Source organism: Mycobacterium gallinarum, assembly GCF_010726765.1.
Lineage (GTDB): Bacteria > Actinomycetota > Actinomycetes > Mycobacteriales > Mycobacteriaceae > Mycobacterium > Mycobacterium gallinarum.
This window is the reverse complement of record NZ_AP022602.1, coordinates 162,206-178,550: the sequence shown is the minus strand read 5'-3', so window position 1 is coordinate 178,550 and position 16,345 is coordinate 162,206. Positions and strand designations below refer to the sequence as shown.

13 protein-coding genes are annotated in these 16,345 nt (G+C 63.2%); 6 read left to right on the top strand and 7 right to left on the bottom strand.

What is annotated here, in order from left to right:
- Positions 1-37: 37 nt before the first annotated feature.
- From G6N42_RS30690 to G6N42_RS30675, 4 genes are read right to left on the bottom strand one after another with little or no spacing between them, the layout of a single operon-like run.
- Complete coding sequence (locus G6N42_RS30690; protein ID WP_163739020.1) at positions 38-313, bottom strand: YHS domain-containing protein; 276 nt, start codon at positions 311-313, stop codon at positions 38-40.
- An 8-nt stretch (positions 314-321) separates the two neighbouring features.
- The gene (locus G6N42_RS30685) at positions 322-2,625 is read right to left on the bottom strand and encodes a heavy metal translocating P-type ATPase (protein WP_163739017.1); all 2,304 of its coding nucleotides are present in this window, start codon (positions 2,623-2,625) and stop codon (positions 322-324) included.
- Between the two features lie 41 nt (positions 2,626-2,666).
- Complete coding sequence (locus G6N42_RS30680; protein ID WP_163739014.1) at positions 2,667-3,638, bottom strand: DUF8832 domain-containing protein; 972 nt, start codon at positions 3,636-3,638, stop codon at positions 2,667-2,669.
- Positions 3,635-3,847, bottom strand: a complete 213-nt coding sequence (locus tag G6N42_RS30675) for a heavy-metal-associated domain-containing protein (RefSeq protein WP_163739010.1) — start codon at positions 3,845-3,847, stop codon at positions 3,635-3,637. The genes G6N42_RS30680 and G6N42_RS30675 overlap by 4 nt, the downstream gene beginning before the upstream one ends.
- A 165-nt stretch (positions 3,848-4,012) precedes the next feature.
- Between G6N42_RS30675 and G6N42_RS30670 the strand changes: the two genes are divergently transcribed.
- Both G6N42_RS30670 and G6N42_RS30665 read left to right on the top strand, forming a co-directional pair.
- Positions 4,013-4,435: an ArsR/SmtB family transcription factor gene (locus G6N42_RS30670; protein ID WP_163739007.1), complete on the top strand. Its 423-nt coding sequence runs from the start codon at positions 4,013-4,015 to the stop codon at positions 4,433-4,435.
- Positions 4,432-5,508, top strand: coding sequence for a cation diffusion facilitator family transporter (locus G6N42_RS30665; RefSeq protein WP_163739004.1), 1,077 nt, complete (start codon positions 4,432-4,434; stop codon positions 5,506-5,508). The genes G6N42_RS30670 and G6N42_RS30665 overlap by 4 nt, the downstream gene beginning before the upstream one ends.
- 138 nt (positions 5,509-5,646) lie before the next feature.
- Here the strand turns inward: G6N42_RS30665 and G6N42_RS30660 are convergent, their stop codons facing one another.
- Positions 5,647-6,006, bottom strand: a complete 360-nt coding sequence (locus tag G6N42_RS30660; RefSeq protein ID WP_163738999.1) for an ArsR/SmtB family transcription factor — start codon at positions 6,004-6,006, stop codon at positions 5,647-5,649.
- Between the two features lie 99 nt (positions 6,007-6,105).
- On the opposite strand from G6N42_RS30660, the gene G6N42_RS30655 reads away from it, so the two are divergent.
- The 4 genes from G6N42_RS30655 (at position 6,106) to G6N42_RS30640 (ending at position 12,140) form a co-directional block, all read left to right on the top strand.
- Positions 6,106-8,124 (top strand): heavy metal translocating P-type ATPase, encoded by a 2,019-nt coding sequence (locus G6N42_RS30655; RefSeq protein WP_163738996.1) that lies wholly within the window; start codon positions 6,106-6,108, stop codon positions 8,122-8,124.
- A gap of 220 nt (positions 8,125-8,344) precedes the next feature.
- Complete coding sequence (locus G6N42_RS30650) at positions 8,345-9,088, top strand: hypothetical protein (protein WP_163738993.1); 744 nt, start codon at positions 8,345-8,347, stop codon at positions 9,086-9,088.
- 421 nt (positions 9,089-9,509) lie between these two features.
- Complete coding sequence (locus G6N42_RS30645; RefSeq protein ID WP_163738990.1) at positions 9,510-10,373, top strand: L,D-transpeptidase; 864 nt, start codon at positions 9,510-9,512, stop codon at positions 10,371-10,373.
- A gap of 393 nt (positions 10,374-10,766) precedes the next feature.
- Complete coding sequence (locus G6N42_RS30640; RefSeq protein ID WP_163739134.1) at positions 10,767-12,140, top strand: hypothetical protein; 1,374 nt, start codon at positions 10,767-10,769, stop codon at positions 12,138-12,140.
- A gap of 42 nt (positions 12,141-12,182) precedes the next feature.
- Here G6N42_RS30640 and G6N42_RS30635 read toward each other — a convergent pair whose 3' ends face one another.
- Entirely contained in the window at positions 12,183-15,359 is a 3,177-nt protein-coding gene (locus G6N42_RS30635) for a multicopper oxidase family protein (RefSeq protein WP_163738987.1), read from the bottom strand.
- Positions 15,360-15,440: 81 nt separating this feature from the next.
- Positions 15,441-16,196 (bottom strand): L,D-transpeptidase, encoded by a 756-nt coding sequence (locus G6N42_RS30630; RefSeq protein ID WP_174262317.1) that lies wholly within the window; start codon positions 16,194-16,196, stop codon positions 15,441-15,443.
- Positions 16,197-16,345: the final 149 nt, after the last annotated feature.

Sequence of the window (16,345 nt, the reverse complement as noted above, 5' to 3'; positions counted from 1 at the left end):
CCGCGGTGCGCTCGGCGGCCGGCGTGTGGAATGTCAGTCACGGCGCGCTGGCGTACTTGTCGGGGTCGCGGTCGAACCGCGGTCCACATCCTTTGCAGCAGAACCAGTACCGTCGGCCTCGGTAGTCGCGAAACAGGCCTGCGGCTTCGGCGGCCGCCTTATTCACCGGCGTGCCGGGCATCACCGGGCATGTTGCCTGGTCCGTCGCGGGGTCGAGGAGGTTCGTGGTCGCAGGATTGATGACCGTCGTGTCGAGGTCTTGTGTTGAGCCGCTGCAGCAGCAGCTCGACGTCAGGTTCCTGTTGTTGGACATGGGTCTCCTTAATGCGGTAGGGGTTGGTGCAGTAGGGGTTCAGTGGTAGGGGCAGAGGATGGGGACGTGGATTTGAAGCCGCGCAGTCGGAGGCTGTTGCCTACGACGAAGATGCTGGAGAACGCCATCGCCGCTCCGGCGAGCATGGGGTTGAGCATGCCCAGTGCTGCGACCGGTATGGCGGCGACGTTGTAGGCGAACGCCCAGAACAGGTTCGTCTTTATCGTCGATAGTGTTCTGCGGGACAGCCGGATCGCGTCGACGGCGCTGCGCAGGTCGCCGCGTACCAAGGTGATGTCAGAGACTTCGATCGCGACGTCGGTTCCGGTACCCATAGCCAGGCCGAGGTCGGCTTGGGCGAGGGCGGGCGCATCATTGACGCCATCGCCGACCATCGCCACCGTCTTGCCCTCGGATTGCAGCCGGGCGATGACGTCGACTTTGTCTTTCGGCATCACCTCGGCGATCACGGTGTCGATGCCGATCTCGGCGGCGATCTGCCGGGCGACGGCTTCGTTATCCCCGGTGAGCAGCACAGGCGTCAGGCCAAGCTCACGCATCTGTGAGATCGCCTGCGCACTGGTCGGTTTCACAGTATCCGCGACGACGAGTACGCCGCGAGCCTGACCGTCCCAGCCGACCGCGACCACCGTCTTGCCCTGCGCTTCGGCCGCTTCTTTCGCCTGCACCAACTCCGGGCTCAGGTGCTGGGACCAGTCGGCGAGCAGTGACTCGCGCCCCACGACGACGGCGTGGCCGTCGACGACGCCCTGCACGCCCTTACCGTCGGCATTGGCGAAATCCTCAGGGGTGGGTAGCGTCCCGACTTCTTCGGTGGCGGCGATAGCGATGGCTTGGGCGATCGGGTGCTCTGAGGCGTTCTCCACTACCCCGGCCAGCCGGAGCAGGTCCATACGTTCTGTTCCCGGGGCGGTGATGACGTCGACCAGGGTCATCTGGCCGGTGGTGACGGTGCCGGTCTTGTCCAGCACCACAGTGTCGACCTTGCGGGTGGACTCCAGCACCTCCGGGCCCTTGATCAACACGCCCATTTGCGCGCCGCGACCGGTGCCCACCAATAGTGCCGTCGGTGTGGCCAAACCGAGCGCGCAGGGGCAGGCGATGACGAGGACCGCCACCGCGGCGGTAAAGGCGGCCGCGACCGGGAAGCCCGCGCCTAGCCATGCACCGAGTGTGATGACCGCGATCGCGAGGACGATCGGCACGAAGACACCGGAGATGCGGTCGGCCAGCCGCTGGACCTGGGCTTTGCCCGTTTGTGCGTTCTCTACTAGTTGGGCCATCTGCGCCAACTGGGTGTCGGAACCGATGCGGGTGGCGCGCACCACCAGCCGCCCGCCGGCGTTGACGGTTACACCGACCACGGTGTCACCTGGGCCGACCTCCACGGGGACCGATTCGCCGGTCAGCATCGAGGCATCGACCGCTGATGTCCCCGATACCACCACCCCGTCGGTGGCGATCTTCTCCCCCGGGCGCACGACGAACTCGTCACCCACCACCAGGTACTCGACGGCGATCTTCGATTCCGCGCCGTCGCGCAGCACGGACACTTCCTTGGCGCCCATCTCTAGAAGGGCACGCAGCGCCGCACCGGCCTGCCGTTTGGAGCGCTTCTCGAAATAACGCCCAGCAAGGATGAATGTCGTTACGCCAGCGGCGACTTCGAGGTAGATGTTGGCGGCGCCGTGAGATGGTGCCAGTGTCAACTCGAACGGATGCTTCATTCCTGGGGTGCCGGCCGTCCCGAAGAACAGCGCGTACAGCGACCACAGGAAGGCCGACAAAGTGCCCAGGGAGATGAGTGTGTCCATCGTCGCCGTGGCGTGGCGCAGATTGGCCCAGGCGGCGCGGTGAAACGGCCACGCCGCCCAGACGATCACCGGCGCAGCCAACACCAGCGAGGCCCACTGCCAATAGGTGAACTGCAGCGCGGGGATCATCGCCATCGCGATGACCGGCACCGACAACAGCACCGAACCGGTCAACCGGTGGCGCAGCGATATCATGTCGGGGTCGTCGGTCTCGCCTGTCGCCCCCGGCGGGGCGGGCTTTTCCGGTGTCGGTAGCGCGGCGCTGTATCCGGCGCTTTCCACCTCAACGATCAGTAGCGCGGGATCGTATCCGTCAGGCACCGTGACGGTTGCCTTCTCAGTCGCGTAATTGACCGTTGCCGCGACACCATCGATTTTGTTGAGCTTGCGCTCGATTCGGTTGGCGCAGGAGGCGCAAGTCATTCCTCCGATGCGTAGCTCAACGCTCGGGCCGGACACGGGTGTCGATGTCGTCATGTGTGCCAATGCCTTTCAGCTTCCTAGGTGGACGGAGGTCGTCAGTGCCCGCCGGCATGGCCGGGGCCGCGCGACGGTTCCGGCACTGGTTGATTGGCGTCGCCGCGTGCGGCGTCGATGACGAACGTGGCGGTGTGCACGGTGTCGGCGACCTTGAAGTCGAGGTAGAGCAGGTAGCGACCCGCGGTGGGTGCGGTCGCAGCGAACGACACCCCAGGCCCACCGGTGCGGTCCCCCACCGGCTCAGCACCCTCGGGGTGCACATGCAGATACGCCAGGTCACCTTCACGCAGAGCGACGAGGTGGCCATATGCCCCCAGGTAGGGCTGCAGTGTCGTCACCGGCTCGCCGTCACGGGTGATCTTCGCTGTGACCAGCTTCGAGACGCCTGCGGTGAGCGCACCGTCGAGTTCCACGGTGTAACCGGCAATCTCATCCACGGTGCGTGTGGTCAGCGGGGGTGACGTGGTCATCTCGCCGGCGACGTCGACCGTGCGGGTGAGCGTGAGTTTGGCGCTGCCGGCCTTGGTGGGCTGAAAATCTGCGAACACCCGGTAGGTGCCGGCGGCCTTCCACATCCAGGGCGTCGACCACATGCCGGTCGCCTGATCCAAGACCGGGTGTACGTGCGCGAAGTACTGACCATCAGAACGGACGACGATGAGATGCAGCTGCTTGTCGTGCACCGTCGCGTAGTCCAGCAGCGGCGTACCGCTGGGACCAGCAATGGTGAAGCTCAAACTGCCCCGATCGTTGGCGGCTCCGGGTGCCCGTACCGCGCCGAGCGTGTATCCGTCTTGGGCGAGCGACAACCCAGGCGGATCATCGGAGAGCGGGGATACTGGCAACGCCTGCTCGGTTGGCGCGCTGTGATCAGAAGCGGGCTCAGCGCCGAGGTTCTGTGTAGCGGTTGGCGCGGTCTCGGGGACGACCGCCGCGGCGGTGACGTACGCAGCCGTGAACGCCACCACCAGTCCGGCACCAAAAGCAGCCAACCGTCCCGCGGCGTTCATGCGACACGCACCGCCGAATAGCCGGCCTCATCGACCGCACGCAGGATTTGCGCGTCATCGACGGGACTGCTGGAGGTCACGAGCAGGGTGCCCGTCGTGGCGCTGACCTTGACGTCTTGAACACCGGCGACCTCGCTGACTTCTTCCCGCACTGACAGCTCGCAGTGCCCGCAGGTCATTCCTGTGACGGCGTACTTGAGCGTGCTCATAACCGAAATTCCCATCTGCATCGGTGGCAATACCCCTACCGGGTATGTGTACGCTAATATATACCCCCAGAGGGTATGCGGCAAGAATCGGTTCCGCTGCGCCCGCATACGTCCACGCCCGGCTGCAATGCCGGCGCAAGCGGCGTGCTGGTCTACTATCTACGTATGAATGCAGATAGCGGTGGCCCTCGGCGGCGGATACCGGACGATCAGACCGCCCTCGTGGTCGAGGTGTTTCGGATGCTGGCCGAGGCCACCCGCGTCCAAGTGCTCTGGGCATTGGTGGGCCGTGAGATGTCGGTCAACGAATTGGCCGAGCACATCGGCAAGCCGGCTCCCTCGGTCTCCCAACACCTGGCCAAGCTCAGGATGGCCCGGCTGGTCCGCACTCGCCGCGAGGGCACCACGATTTTCTATGCCCTGGAAAACGACCACATCGGGCAGTTGGTCACCGATGCCGTGTTCAACGCTGAGCACGCCGGCCCGGGAACGCCCGGGCACCACCGTGACACCGCAGAGTTGCGAGAGCTGCACCAAACCGCAGACACGCAAGCCGGCGTCGAGAAACGTACGGGATTCGGCGCATGACGCACGACTCGCACCAACACGGCCATAGCCATGGTCGTGGTCATTCGCACCATAACCACAACCACCACGATGCGTCAGGGCGGCGCGGAAAAGCCAAAGCCGCCCTGCGGGAGGTCTTTGCACCGCACAGTCACGATGCCTCCGACAGCATCGACGACGCACTCGAGTCCAGCGCGGCAGGAATCCGGGCGGTCAAGATCAGCCTCGTCGCACTGGGCCTCACCGCGATTGCGCAGATCGTCATCGTGGTCATCTCAGGCTCTGTGGCGTTGCTCGCTGACACCATTCACAACTTCTCCGACGCACTGACCGCCATCCCCCTATGGATTGCGTTCGTGCTCGGTCGCCGTGCCGCCACCCGCCGGTACACCTATGGATTCGGCCGCGTCGAAGACCTCGCCGGCCTCTTCGTCATCGCCATGATCGCGCTGTCTGCCACCATCGCCGGTTACGAGTCAGTTCGTCGGCTCTTCAACCCGGTCGCCATCGAGCACGTCGGCTGGGTCGCCGCCGCCGGGCTCGTCGGGTTCATCGGCAACGAACTGGTCGCTGTCTACCGCATCCGTGTCGGCCGCCGTATCGGCTCGGCCGCCCTGGTCGCTGACGGCCTCCACGCCCGCACGGACGGATTCACCTCCCTGGCAGTACTTTTCGGCGCCGGCGGGGTCGCACTGGGCTACCCGCTGGCCGATCCTGTAATCGGAATACTCATCACCATCGCCATCCTCGCAGTGCTGCGCACCGCCGTGCGCGACGTGTTCCGGCGGCTCCTCGACGGTGTCGACCCCACCATTGTTGACGCCGCGGAAGCTGCGCTGGCCACCGAACCGGGAGTCCTGGCAGTACGCAGCGTGAAGATGAGATGGATCGGACACCGCCTCCATGCCGACGCCGAGCTCGACATCGACCCCAGCGTCAGTCTCACTCAAGCCCACGGTATTGCCCACCGCGCCGAATACACCCTGACTCACGCCGTGCCGAAGGTCGGCACAAGCCTGATCCATGCGTATCCAGCGCAGACGCACCAGCGAGAAGTGCAGCGCCTGGGCGCACCTGACTCTGCCGTGTCATGACGGTGATGCCACGCTCGCGCCAATAATTGGCGTGCACCGCCGCATGGCTGGTGGCGCCCCACGTCGCAAATGGTGTTATGAGGGCGGGGTTTTGGCAGCGTTGCGTGAGCTGGCGTCACCTCGGCGGAGTTGCTGAAGCTATCGGGTGGTTGCCGCGTTCGTAAAGACGTCGCCGGCGTGTGTGTCGATGTGGTCCGCGTGAAACAGCGCCTGGCTGAGCAGGCGATGAACGTGCTGGTCGGCCGCGGAGTAGTACACGAAGGTTCCTTCGCGACGACCTTTGACCAGACCGGCAAGCCGCAGCTTAGCCAGATGTTGGCTGACAACTGTGGGGGCCACATCGGCCAACTCGGCGAGGCAGGCCACCGAGGACTCGCCTTGCAGAAGCGCCCAGAGCACTTTGATTCTGGTCGGATCGCTGAGCATGCGGAACGATTCCGCGGCCAGGTGGACTTGTTCCTCGTTGGGCATCTGAAAGTCCGGCAGCGAGGTGTGCATAGCGGCAAGCATATCTCCGGATCCGTGTGGTCAGCTGTACAACTGTATGCCTGTATTAGTAGTTGCGAACTTGCGTGTACACGCAGGTATGGTTGCGGGATGAGTACTGGCGTGCGGGCTGCCGATCCTGAAGGACTAACTGCTTCCTTTGACGAGGCAGACAGGTGGCAGAAACCGCGGTCGAGCGCTTGGTCGCTGCCCGAGGTGCGGTGGGCGCTGACTGCAGCCGGATTGTTTGTGGTGGGCGGGATCGCGCAGCTGGCGGGGGCGCCGCCGTGGCTGTACTGGGCGCTGTATCTGGCGTGCTACGCCACTGGCGGCTGGGAACCGGGGTGGGCTGGGCTGAAAGCTCTGCGGGACAAGACACTTGATGTCGATCTGCTGATGGTGGTCGCGGCGGTCGGTGCGGCCGCGATCGGGCAGGTGTTCGACGGCGCTCTGCTCATCGTCATCTTCGCGACCTCAGGCGCGCTGGAGGCTCTGGCTACCAAACGCACCGAGGACTCTGTGCGGGGGCTGCTCGACCTGGCGCCGGAGACCGCCACCCGCATCACTGGAACCGGTGAAGAGGTGGTCGACACCGCGGTACTCGACGTGGGGGACGTGTTGATTATCCGGCCCGGGGAACGCATCGGCGGCGATGGAACGGTCCTCGACGGTGCCAGTGAGGTCGACCAGGCCACCATCACCGGCGAGCCCCTGCCGGCAGATAAGAGGCCCAGTGACGAGGTGTTCGCCGGTACCGTCAACGGCACCGGCACCCTGCGGGTGCGGGTGACGCGCCCGGCAGCGGACACGGTTATCGCGCGCATCGTCGCGATGGTCACCGAGGCCAGTGCCAGCAAGGCAAAGACGCAGTTGTTCATCGAGAGGATCGAGCAGCGCTACTCGGTCGGCATGGTGATCGCCACAGTCGCTTTGTTCGTGATTCCGCTGCTGTCGGGCGCCGATCTGCAGTCCACATTGCTGCGGGCGATGACATTCATGATCGTCGCCTCCCCGTGCGCGCTGGTGCTGTCCACCATGCCGCCGTTGCTGTCGGCGATCGCCAACGCCGGCCGCCACGGCGTGCTGGTGAAATCCGCTGTCGTGCTTGAAAAGCTCAGCACCATCACCTATGTGGCATTCGATAAGACGGGCACGCTCACCGAAGGCTCACCGCAGCTGACACAGATCCGCCGAGCATCCGGCGTCGCCATTGACGAGTCCGAACTGCTCGCGCTGGCGGCCGCGGTCGAGCGTCCATCCGAACACCCGCTGGCCCGCGCCATCGTTTCCGCTGCGCGTCAAGCCGGCCTGACGCTGGATTCTGTTGAGAATTTTGCCTCCACCCCCGGGCACGGCGTCCGCGCCCATGTGGGCGACACCCTCGTCGAGGTCGGCAAACCCACCCTGCTGCCCGCGGATCACGCCGTGGCACTTGACTTGGTGGGTGAACTTGAACAGACCGGTCACACCGCGGTCGTCATCCGCGTCAACGGAATCGTGACTGGTGTACTCGGCCTCACCGACCGGGTACGCGAGGGTGCGGCGGACACGGTGGCCGGCTTGATTTCGTTGACTGGGGCGCGCCCGGTTCTGCTCACCGGCGACAACCCGCGGGCCGCTGCCGCACTCGCCGCTCACGTGGGTATCACCGATGTCCGCGCCGGGCTGCTCCCGCAGGACAAAGTTGACGCCGTGCGTGAACTCGAAGCCAACGGAGCCAAGGTGATGCTGGTCGGCGATGGCATCAATGACGCCCCCGCAATGGCTGCCGCTACTATCGGGGCAGCGATGGGCCGTGCGGGCTCAGACCTCGCGTTGGACACTGCCGATGCCATCATCACCCGCGACGACCTGTCCACCATCCCAGCAGTCATCGCGCTGGCGCGCCGGGCCCGTCGCCTGGTGATCGCCAACCTGACCATCGCGGCGACGTTCATCGTCGTTCTGGTGGCCTGGGATCTGTTCGGCCATCTGCCGCTTCCGCTGGGAGTTGCCGGCCACGAAGGTTCCACCATCCTCGTCGGACTCAACGGCCTCCGACTACTACGTGAGGCCGCCTGGCCAACCATGAAAGGGCCAGTTCGCCGCGCCGATACGCGGTCACCGCGATTCGTGTCACAAACGTTGTGACACAAGGCACGCAGCCAGCCGCAACTCCGAGCCAAGGCTTGAGACCTTCGCCGCGCACGATCCCGTTTCCTGGGGCTGACGAATCGAATCCGCGTGGCGATGATCGCCGTACCACGGCCTTGACGTAGCTACGGCCGCTTCTGCATTCGACTCGATACGTCTTCAGGTCCCACCGCCCGTGATCCGGAGATGATGACGGAGCCATCTCGGTGCGGTTGAGATGTGGTGTCGCCTCCTCAACATTTGGGCGGGCGATGCCATCATTCGACGAGTGACACGGAAGATCGCGACGAAGACCGACGGCAGGCTGGCTGCTCGCCTCGCGACGGTTTCTTCTCTGGGCGCAGCGGTGATTCACTTCGCTGTCCTGCCGGCGCACTGGCAAGAGTGGACGCCGGCTGGACTTTTCTTCGCCTCAATCGCTCTGTTTCAGCTGGCTTGGGCGCTCCTGGTGTTGGTTCGGCCGACTAGGGTCGTGCTGGCCGCCGGGATCGTGGCCAATGGCGGTGCCGCTGCGCTGTGGGCGTTGTCTCGGACAGCGGGGGCGCCCTTCGGCCCGAACGCCGGTGAACCCGAAGTGATAGAGGCCGCGGGTCTCTGCGTACTCCTGCTCGAGTGCTACGTCGTCATGGGAGCAGGTTGGGTGTGGTATCGAGGCCCCCGAGCAGAGCCGATATCGGTTTTCGGCAACGCGATTGTGCTGGGCGGCGGCAGTGCCGTGATCACTGCCGCGGCGACGCTGGGTGTGGCTTCCGGGTTCCTGAACGACCACCACGCCTCGGCCGGCGCAGAACACGATTCTCGCCCCTCGATGAGCAGTCACGAAGACGGCCATCACGACAACCAACCAAAAAAAAACGCTCCCCTCAACGCCGAGGTGACTCCGCCGCACATTGCACCGGCGCTTGTCGATCCGCCGCCCCCCACCGATCCGTCACACAGCACTGCCGGTGGTCATCACTAAGCAAGCAGCGCCGTATGACCGGTCGTGGCTGTCGGTCGATCTGGGTGGTCAGATTGAGAGCGCTCTTCCCAGTTATGCCGCACGCCCACACTGCGGATCGTCCGGCCTCGGAGGCGACTCGCCGCGCTAAGCTGATTGGGCGGCTGCCGTGTAACCCAGAGCAGCATGACTGAAACCGAAAGCTCTGCAGATCGCAGCAGCCTTGGTTCGAGAGCAGCTACTTCCGAACAATATACGTATCTACCACGTAGATACGTATATTCGTCGGCGAGGCCACGATAGCAACATGGTCGATTTCATTCGCTGTGGCCGAAGCGTGACTGATCCTTGACCGAATTGCGAAGGCGCACCTACACATCGAATCGACCCCGCCGCTCTACGATCGAATTGACACCATTGTAATTTCGAAGGAACGTAGGCTATGCGTGGGGTTGTTCTGTGTGCTCTTGCAGCGATCGCGATGAATGCGATTGTGGCTTCGGGTCCGCCCGGAAACAGTGTCCTGGCGGCGAGCCCGTCGTACTTACCTTCCGCGACGGCGAAACCCTTTTACCACCCGCCTATTGCTTCGGTACGACCGGCGAAGGGCGATGTCGTCGGAGTAGCACAGCCCGTCGTGGTGACGTTCAGCGCGCCGGTCGCCGACAAGCGTAAGGCGGAGCGCGCCATCGACATTGAATCGTCGCCTGTGATGACCGGCAAGTTCGAATGGGTCGACGACAACGTCGTGCAATGGGTTCCCGACCAGTTCTGGCCTGCCCACAGCGCGATCGCCCTTTCGGTACGCAACATCCCGCTAACCAACTTCCAGACAGGTGCCGCAGTTATTGGCGTTGCCAATGTCGCAGACAAGACGTTTACAGTGACCATCGATGGCGTACCGCCGTCAGAACTGCCTTCGCCACACCACCGGGCCAACTGGGGAAAGCCCGGCGTGTTCCCGGCTTCGATGGGTAGGCCCGCATATCCGACGCCTGTGGGTACCTACACCGTCTTGGCGAGGGAGCGCGACATAGTCATGGATTCGAGCAGCGTCGGCATCCCTATCGACTCGCCGGACGGCTACCTGCTTGACGTGGAGTACGCCATTCGTTTCACTGCTCGCGGCCTGTTCGTGCATTCAGCGCCGTGGGCTGTAAATTCACTCGGGTACGAGAATGTGAGCCATGGCTGTATCGGCTTGAGCACTGAGGACGCGGAGTGGTATTTCAATACGGTGAACGTCGGCGATCCAATAATTGTGCAGGAGAACAGCATTGAAGTACCCCGGGTCGTGACGGGTTAGCGAGGCTCCACGCTCAGATGGTGTGCCCCCCGGACACGCCTCATGCGTAGTTGCCGTGCAGACGCTAACCAACCGTGCATTCATCGTCCGCAGGCCCTACGTGTGTCGGCATGCGGGGCCATGCCACTGTCTCGCCATCGCATTCGCGCCGTCGGGCCGAGGCAGCGATCATTGCGATCACAACCGCGGACACGGCCACAGCGGCATCCGCGTCGTGCTACAGGCCCACGGCGATGGCGCCGATCAACTGCATTCACTTCAATGCCGGAAACACACCTTCAACGTGCAGGTCCACCCGGGGCAGGTGTTCATGTTGACCCATGATCGCCTTGGCTGTGGCCGCATCGACGTGCACGACTTATGTTGCACAGCTACTGGTTTGCAAGTCCGGCTATGATCTGGGCAGAGGACGCGGCGATCCTAGCACACGGTGTCGGCGGACCCTCCGATCTCCCGGTGCCGATGTCTTTGGTGTTGATCGGCGCGACATCGGCACTGACGTTCACTTTCGTGATCTTGGCCTTTGGGTGGAGAAAGCCCCGTTTCGATCCCGCAAAGTCCGGCCGTGCGCTACCGGCGTGGGTGACGCACACCGTGGACTCACAGGCGATTCGCTGGATCGCCGCGATCGGCGCGTTGCTGTTCACAGCCTGGGTCGCAGTCGCGACGGTAGTTGGACCGCAGGATGCGTTGAACCCTCTTCGGGGAGTCTTCTATGTCCTGCTGTGGGTGGGGCTGGTGGCAGTTTCACTCGCCATCGGGCCGGTGTGGCGGGTCGTCTCGCCGACGGGAACCGTCTATCGCCTAATCGATAGCTGTCAAAGGAAATTCGGGAACGGGTCGGCTCGCAAGCTGCACTATCCTACGAAGTGGGGGTACTGGCCCGCAGCGCTTGGTTTGTTCGCGTTCGTTTGGCTCGAGTTGGCGAGCCCAAATTACGGGACGCTGACCGCTATCAAGATCTGGCTCGTGGTCTACGTCGCGGTGATGATGGGTGGCGCACTGCTATACGGGCAGCGGTGGTTCGCCCGCGCGGACCCCTTCGAGGTGTACAGCGTGGTGGTTTCGCGGCTGTCGCCATTGCGGCGTAACACCGGCACCCGTCTGATCGCTGTCGGCAATCCGCTTGACCACCTGCCGTCGATGCCCGTGCGGCCGGGACTGCTGGCCGTGCTTGCCGTGCTCCTGGGATCCACCGCGTTCGACAGCTTCTCCGCGATGCCGCCGGTCGAAAACTTCGTCTACGACCACGAGGCCTCCTTCCCGCTCGTCTCTGCAGTCGTCGGCGGCACGCTGCTACGCACGGCCGGCCTACTGTCGTTCATTGTTAGTGTCGCAGTGACGTTCTGGGTAGCAGCCCGGGCCGCTGGCGGGATAGACCGGCAACAGCGCCGCCAACTTCCCGGGCAAATGGCGCATACTCTGATTCCCATCGTCGTGGGCTACGTGTTTGCCCACTACCTGTCGTACCTCATTGAGCGCGGCCAGGAAACGGTACTCCTTCTGGCCGACCCACTGGACAACGGATGGCAACTGTTCGGGTTGGATGCCTGGGATGCGAACTATTGGCTATCGCTTCATCCCGCGGCGTTGTCAACAATCAAAGTTTTTTGCGTTGTTGCGGGTCACATCGCCGGAGTTGTTGCCGCGCACGACAAAGCCTTGCAAGTGTTGCCAGCGGGACACCAACTGACCGGGCAGCTGATGTTGTTGCTGACCATGGTTGGGTATTCGTTCCTCGGCCTCTACCTACTCTTTGGCGCCTAGCGTTCTGCGACGGCGCGCACCGGCACTTCTTCGTAAGTCCACCTAGCGACCCGCCATGGGGACCGCGCCAGAGACGTCGGGAAGAGTCGGAAGCGTGGTCAACAATTTGGGCACCACGGTCGTCATGCCCGGCCCTGCGGGAACGAGCCCATACTTGCGTACCTCGGTGCCGCCGGTCACCCCGCCACTAAGGAGTAGATCCGCGCCGTAGGGGGTGCTGCTGGTCGCGACTGTCACTCCGTCCGCGCCGTCGTTGAACGGCGCGAACGATGAGATCTGGGCATACTCAAGAGGTCCCTCGTGGTCATTCGGGTTCCTGAGATACGAGGCGGGCTGGCCGTCCAAACGCGAACCAGTGGACCAGACCCGCACGGTGCCATCCCCGGCCAGTTGACCGGTAATGATGCTCTTGGCGCCACCCTCAGCCCCGACTACCCATCCGGTAGTCAATGACACTCCGCCCGTGTAGTTCTCGTCGTAGGCCATGAACTGTGAGGTTATTCTCGGCTCGTTCGGCTTGCCTGAATGCTCTGTGGCGGTGCCATTGGCCTGCGATCTCGCTGTCGGTTTAAACAGGTCGAAACGGAAGGTCTTGACTTGCGGAGCATCTCCCGGCCCGGGAGCCGCGACGATGCTTTCCCGGCCGGACCCTAGCTCCACCATTCCCGTAGCGACAGAGACACCGGATTTCGAGCCGGGATACGGTGTGAAGGCGGAGAACACGTCGGGCGCCTGGTCCCTCTCCGCGGGGAGATCGGATGAGAATACTTTCACCTGCGATTCGATGCCTGGACCCGTTCCCACGATGATGTTGTCGGCCAACGCGTTTCCGTCGATGTCTGCGCCAGCCACGTTGACTCCGCCTCGCAAGCCGGCGTCGAAGGGCGCAAATCGCGTGATTTCCGACGTGAATCGGCCGTCGGCGGCGTCGTTGCCGTCGTAGACCACCACCTCGGGGTCAACACCTCCACCCGTGCCGACTATGAGGTCGAGAATCATGTCGCCATTCACGTCGGCCATCGCCACTGAAGGAGTGCCCTCGAAGGAGGGGAACGGGGTTACGAAGCCCAGCACTTTGTCACCGCTGCCGTCGTGTATCCGCACCGTTGCAGGTTTGCCTGGTGATCCAGGCTGGGCGACCGCATATGTCGACACTTCGGGAATCACGTTGACGATCGCCATCAGTCCGTTGTCCTCATGATTCAACCGGTGACAATGTATGACGAAAGTTCCCTTGTACTCAGTGAATTTAGAGCGCAACGTCAATGACGCGGGCACGAGCGGGTTCTCGTTTTCATCGATCACGGGCGGAGGAACGTTGGCGTTGTCCAACCCCCACGGCTGGACGCCGGTCCTGGTTCCCGCGAGGGGGTTCACCACTTCCATCACCTGGAAATCATTGACGTGGATGTGCATCGGGTGTCCGTCGTTGTTGTAGTTGGTGATCGACCATTCCTCGACAGAGTTGAGCCGCGGCTGTATCAACGGGACGTACGGGAAGATGTTGTCTTCGAACTCATAGGTGAATGCCTTGGGATCGTTGTCACTAGCCTTCTTGTTGCCGAAGCCACCCGAGATGTCAAGTGTACGTTTGATATCGGGCGTCATCGCTGCTGTGTCGACGAAGGATGTGTAGGCGCCTAGATTCTGGCCGGGCTCGAAAGGTGTCGTTTGTCCCTCGCCGCTCTCGGGGGTCGCGCGAAGGAGGATTTGCGTAGGAAATGTGAAGAAGCCATCTCGCGCGCTGATGTACTTGGGGTCGATGGTCACTGTCCCCAGCACGGCCGGAGCGTTCTTGGTTTCGTTATTGGTGTACAGGACAGCCGGTTCTGAGATCCCCTTGACACCGTCTTTCGGCGGCATGTCGACAACGAGATCGCCCGTCTTGGGCATGGTCACCGCGATGGCATAACGCGACCCCGGCGGGATCTCGAGATAGGTCCCATCGCCGTCCACGGGTCGCTGCACCTGCGTGTAGGGGTTGCCGTCCTGCCCGACGATCGAGAACTTCGGGTGGTTGCCTGTGGCTGTCTCGGTCAGTCTGATTGGCATGTAGGCAATGTCGCTCATGTTCGCAAGCACCCATATCTCAGTTTGGCCTGGCTTGACCTTCAACTCTGGCTGGAACTGGCCGTTGACAGTGAATTGCACATCGCGCTGATTGTCCGGTAGCCCGGGGTCGGCGGGCACGGTCTTCGATGGACTGGTGAATGTCTGCAGATTCTGGGGTATGAACTGATTCTGTCCCCTGTGATTTTGGGGAGACAGCGGACCGGCGTACCAGTTGGTGAAGTACTCGGCGCCTTTCGTTGATTCCGAGAAGTTCACCGGGGCCAGACTCGGGGAGTAGGTGCCGTCGGCGAGTTGCGAGCCTTCCGGCGGCTTGAGTGTGCTCACCCATTGCTCCCAGTAGGGGTTGTTCAGCTCGTGACCACCGCCCTTCCTGTCGAAGACGAAGTTGTACTGCAGCGCCATATCGCGAATCGGTATGTTGTTCTTCGTCACCAGGGGCAAATTGCCGTCGGGCCGGCCAATTTCCAGCAAGCCGGCCAATCCGCCGTACACCTGCTGGGCGCTCACCATGTGCCGATGGGGGTGATACCAGTACAGGCCGTTGGGCATGTCGGTGGGCACCGCGTAGTCGAAGGTGTTGCCCATGCCCGCCGGTATGGACACCAGGACGTTGTCGGCATTACCTGACGGGCTCACGTGTAAGCCGTGGGTATGCAGATTCAGCGGCGCCGAGGTCAGTGCCGGCGGGTAGATCGGGACTTCGCCACCCGCCGGTGTCATCGCCGGGTCGTTGAAATCGGGGATGGTCAGACCTTGTAAGTCGTTGTCGTAGTAAATGATAAGTCTCTCGCCGGGTTCCACCCGCAAGGTCGGGGCAGGGTACATGTTGTCGCCCGAGGTCGATCCGTCCGAGCTCGTGCCTTGAATCAGCTCATAGCCGAACACCAAGAAGCTGCTTACCGGTTTCTTGACTGTGTCGAGGCTGACCGTGCCCTGATGCGCCGACAGCCGCACCTCGAGGACGCCGTCCTTGCTGGACAACCTGACCGGCTCTTTGAATGGGGCCGGCTTACCATCTGGACCCGCGTTAACGCCCGTCAACACTTCCGACCCCTCGTCGGAGCTGCAAGACGCGGTAAGGGCGGTCGTCGCCATGGCAACAGCGAGTGCAATGCCCAAGATTGCTTTAGTCCAAGTGCGCTGCATCAAGTTGCCTCTCCTAGGGCCAGAACTGAATAGCCACACAACCGGACACTTCTTCGCTAGGCGCTCATAAGATTTCGGCCATCAAGCCTGCACAATAACCGGATCCCCGATGCCCACCGTTTCGAAATACCACGCCGCATTCTCGGGACTTAGATTGATGCATCCGTGGCTGACATTCGCCTTGCCCTGAGAGCCGACGGACCATGGAGCCGAATGCACGTAAACACCGCCCCACGTAATCCGCACCCCGTACTCGCCGTCAATCAGGTAACCCTCCGGTGAATCGAGCGGAATGCCGATGGTGCGTGAATCGAACGTCACATTGCGTTGCTTCTCCAGCACCCTGAAATCGCCCTGCGGGGTGTCGAAGCCAGGCTTTCCGAGCGACGCCGGCATCTCTCGAATCGTCTCGCCGTCGATACTGACAGTGAACGTGTGCGCAGAGATCGACGCGACGGCCATCACCGCTGCGCCAACCTCGAAGCTGGTCGACATGCCGCCCACAGTCACTGTCACTGGCGTATAGGCCGGCCAGAACCCTTCTGGCTGCCACTCCACGACGCGGTCCCCCAACCAGGTAAATCGGCCCGACACCGGCATGGGCGACTCGACCGTAATCACGCGCTCAGCGGACGCGCGGTCGGCGACCGGGCCGTCGAAACGCACCGTGATTGGCTGAGCGATTCCGACCACCTGGCCAGGTCCGGGCGAGATGTCCACAACAAGCGCGGGACGGCTCATTGACGCGGCGACTGGCGCACCGACCGCAGCTGAGCTGCCGACCGCGATGACTGCGGCACTCACCATGACAAACGCGATGCGAACCCCCTTAATCATTGCGCCTTCCTTCCCGAGCACCGGTCCTGCCACAACCTACTATCCCGTTACGTAGGTATCATGGCGCGCTTCGACACACCGCGGAGCGCTAACGCTGAACGAAAGCGTCGGGTGCGAGGCGAGGCCCGCGGGTGCGGGCGGCTCGCGGG

Bases quoted from the DNA above. Each gene is read 5' to 3' on its own strand.
- G6N42_RS30690 (WP_163739020.1), bottom strand. From the start codon at position 313: ATGTCCAACAACAGGAACCTGACGTCGAGCTGCTGCTGCAGCGGCTCA.
- G6N42_RS30685 (WP_163739017.1), bottom strand. From the start codon at position 2,625: ATGACGACATCGACACCCGTGTCCGGCCCGAGCGTTGAGCTACGCATC.
- G6N42_RS30680 (WP_163739014.1), bottom strand. From the start codon at position 3,638: ATGAACGCCGCGGGACGGTTGGCTGCTTTTGGTGCCGGACTGGTGGTG.
- G6N42_RS30675 (WP_163739010.1), bottom strand. From the start codon at position 3,847: ATGAGCACGCTCAAGTACGCCGTCACAGGAATGACCTGCGGGCACTGC.
- G6N42_RS30670 (WP_163739007.1), top strand. From the start codon at position 4,013: ATGAATGCAGATAGCGGTGGCCCTCGGCGGCGGATACCGGACGATCAG.
- G6N42_RS30665 (WP_163739004.1), top strand. From the start codon at position 4,432: ATGACGCACGACTCGCACCAACACGGCCATAGCCATGGTCGTGGTCAT.
- G6N42_RS30660 (WP_163738999.1), bottom strand. From the start codon at position 6,006: ATGCACACCTCGCTGCCGGACTTTCAGATGCCCAACGAGGAACAAGTC.
- G6N42_RS30655 (WP_163738996.1), top strand. From the start codon at position 6,106: ATGAGTACTGGCGTGCGGGCTGCCGATCCTGAAGGACTAACTGCTTCC.
- G6N42_RS30650 (WP_163738993.1), top strand. From the start codon at position 8,345: ATGTGGTGTCGCCTCCTCAACATTTGGGCGGGCGATGCCATCATTCGA.
- G6N42_RS30645 (WP_163738990.1), top strand. From the start codon at position 9,510: ATGCGTGGGGTTGTTCTGTGTGCTCTTGCAGCGATCGCGATGAATGCG.
- G6N42_RS30640 (WP_163739134.1), top strand. From the start codon at position 10,767: ATGATCTGGGCAGAGGACGCGGCGATCCTAGCACACGGTGTCGGCGGA.
- G6N42_RS30635 (WP_163738987.1), bottom strand. From the start codon at position 15,359: ATGCAGCGCACTTGGACTAAAGCAATCTTGGGCATTGCACTCGCTGTT.
- G6N42_RS30630 (WP_174262317.1), bottom strand. From the start codon at position 16,196: ATGATTAAGGGGGTTCGCATCGCGTTTGTCATGGTGAGTGCCGCAGTC.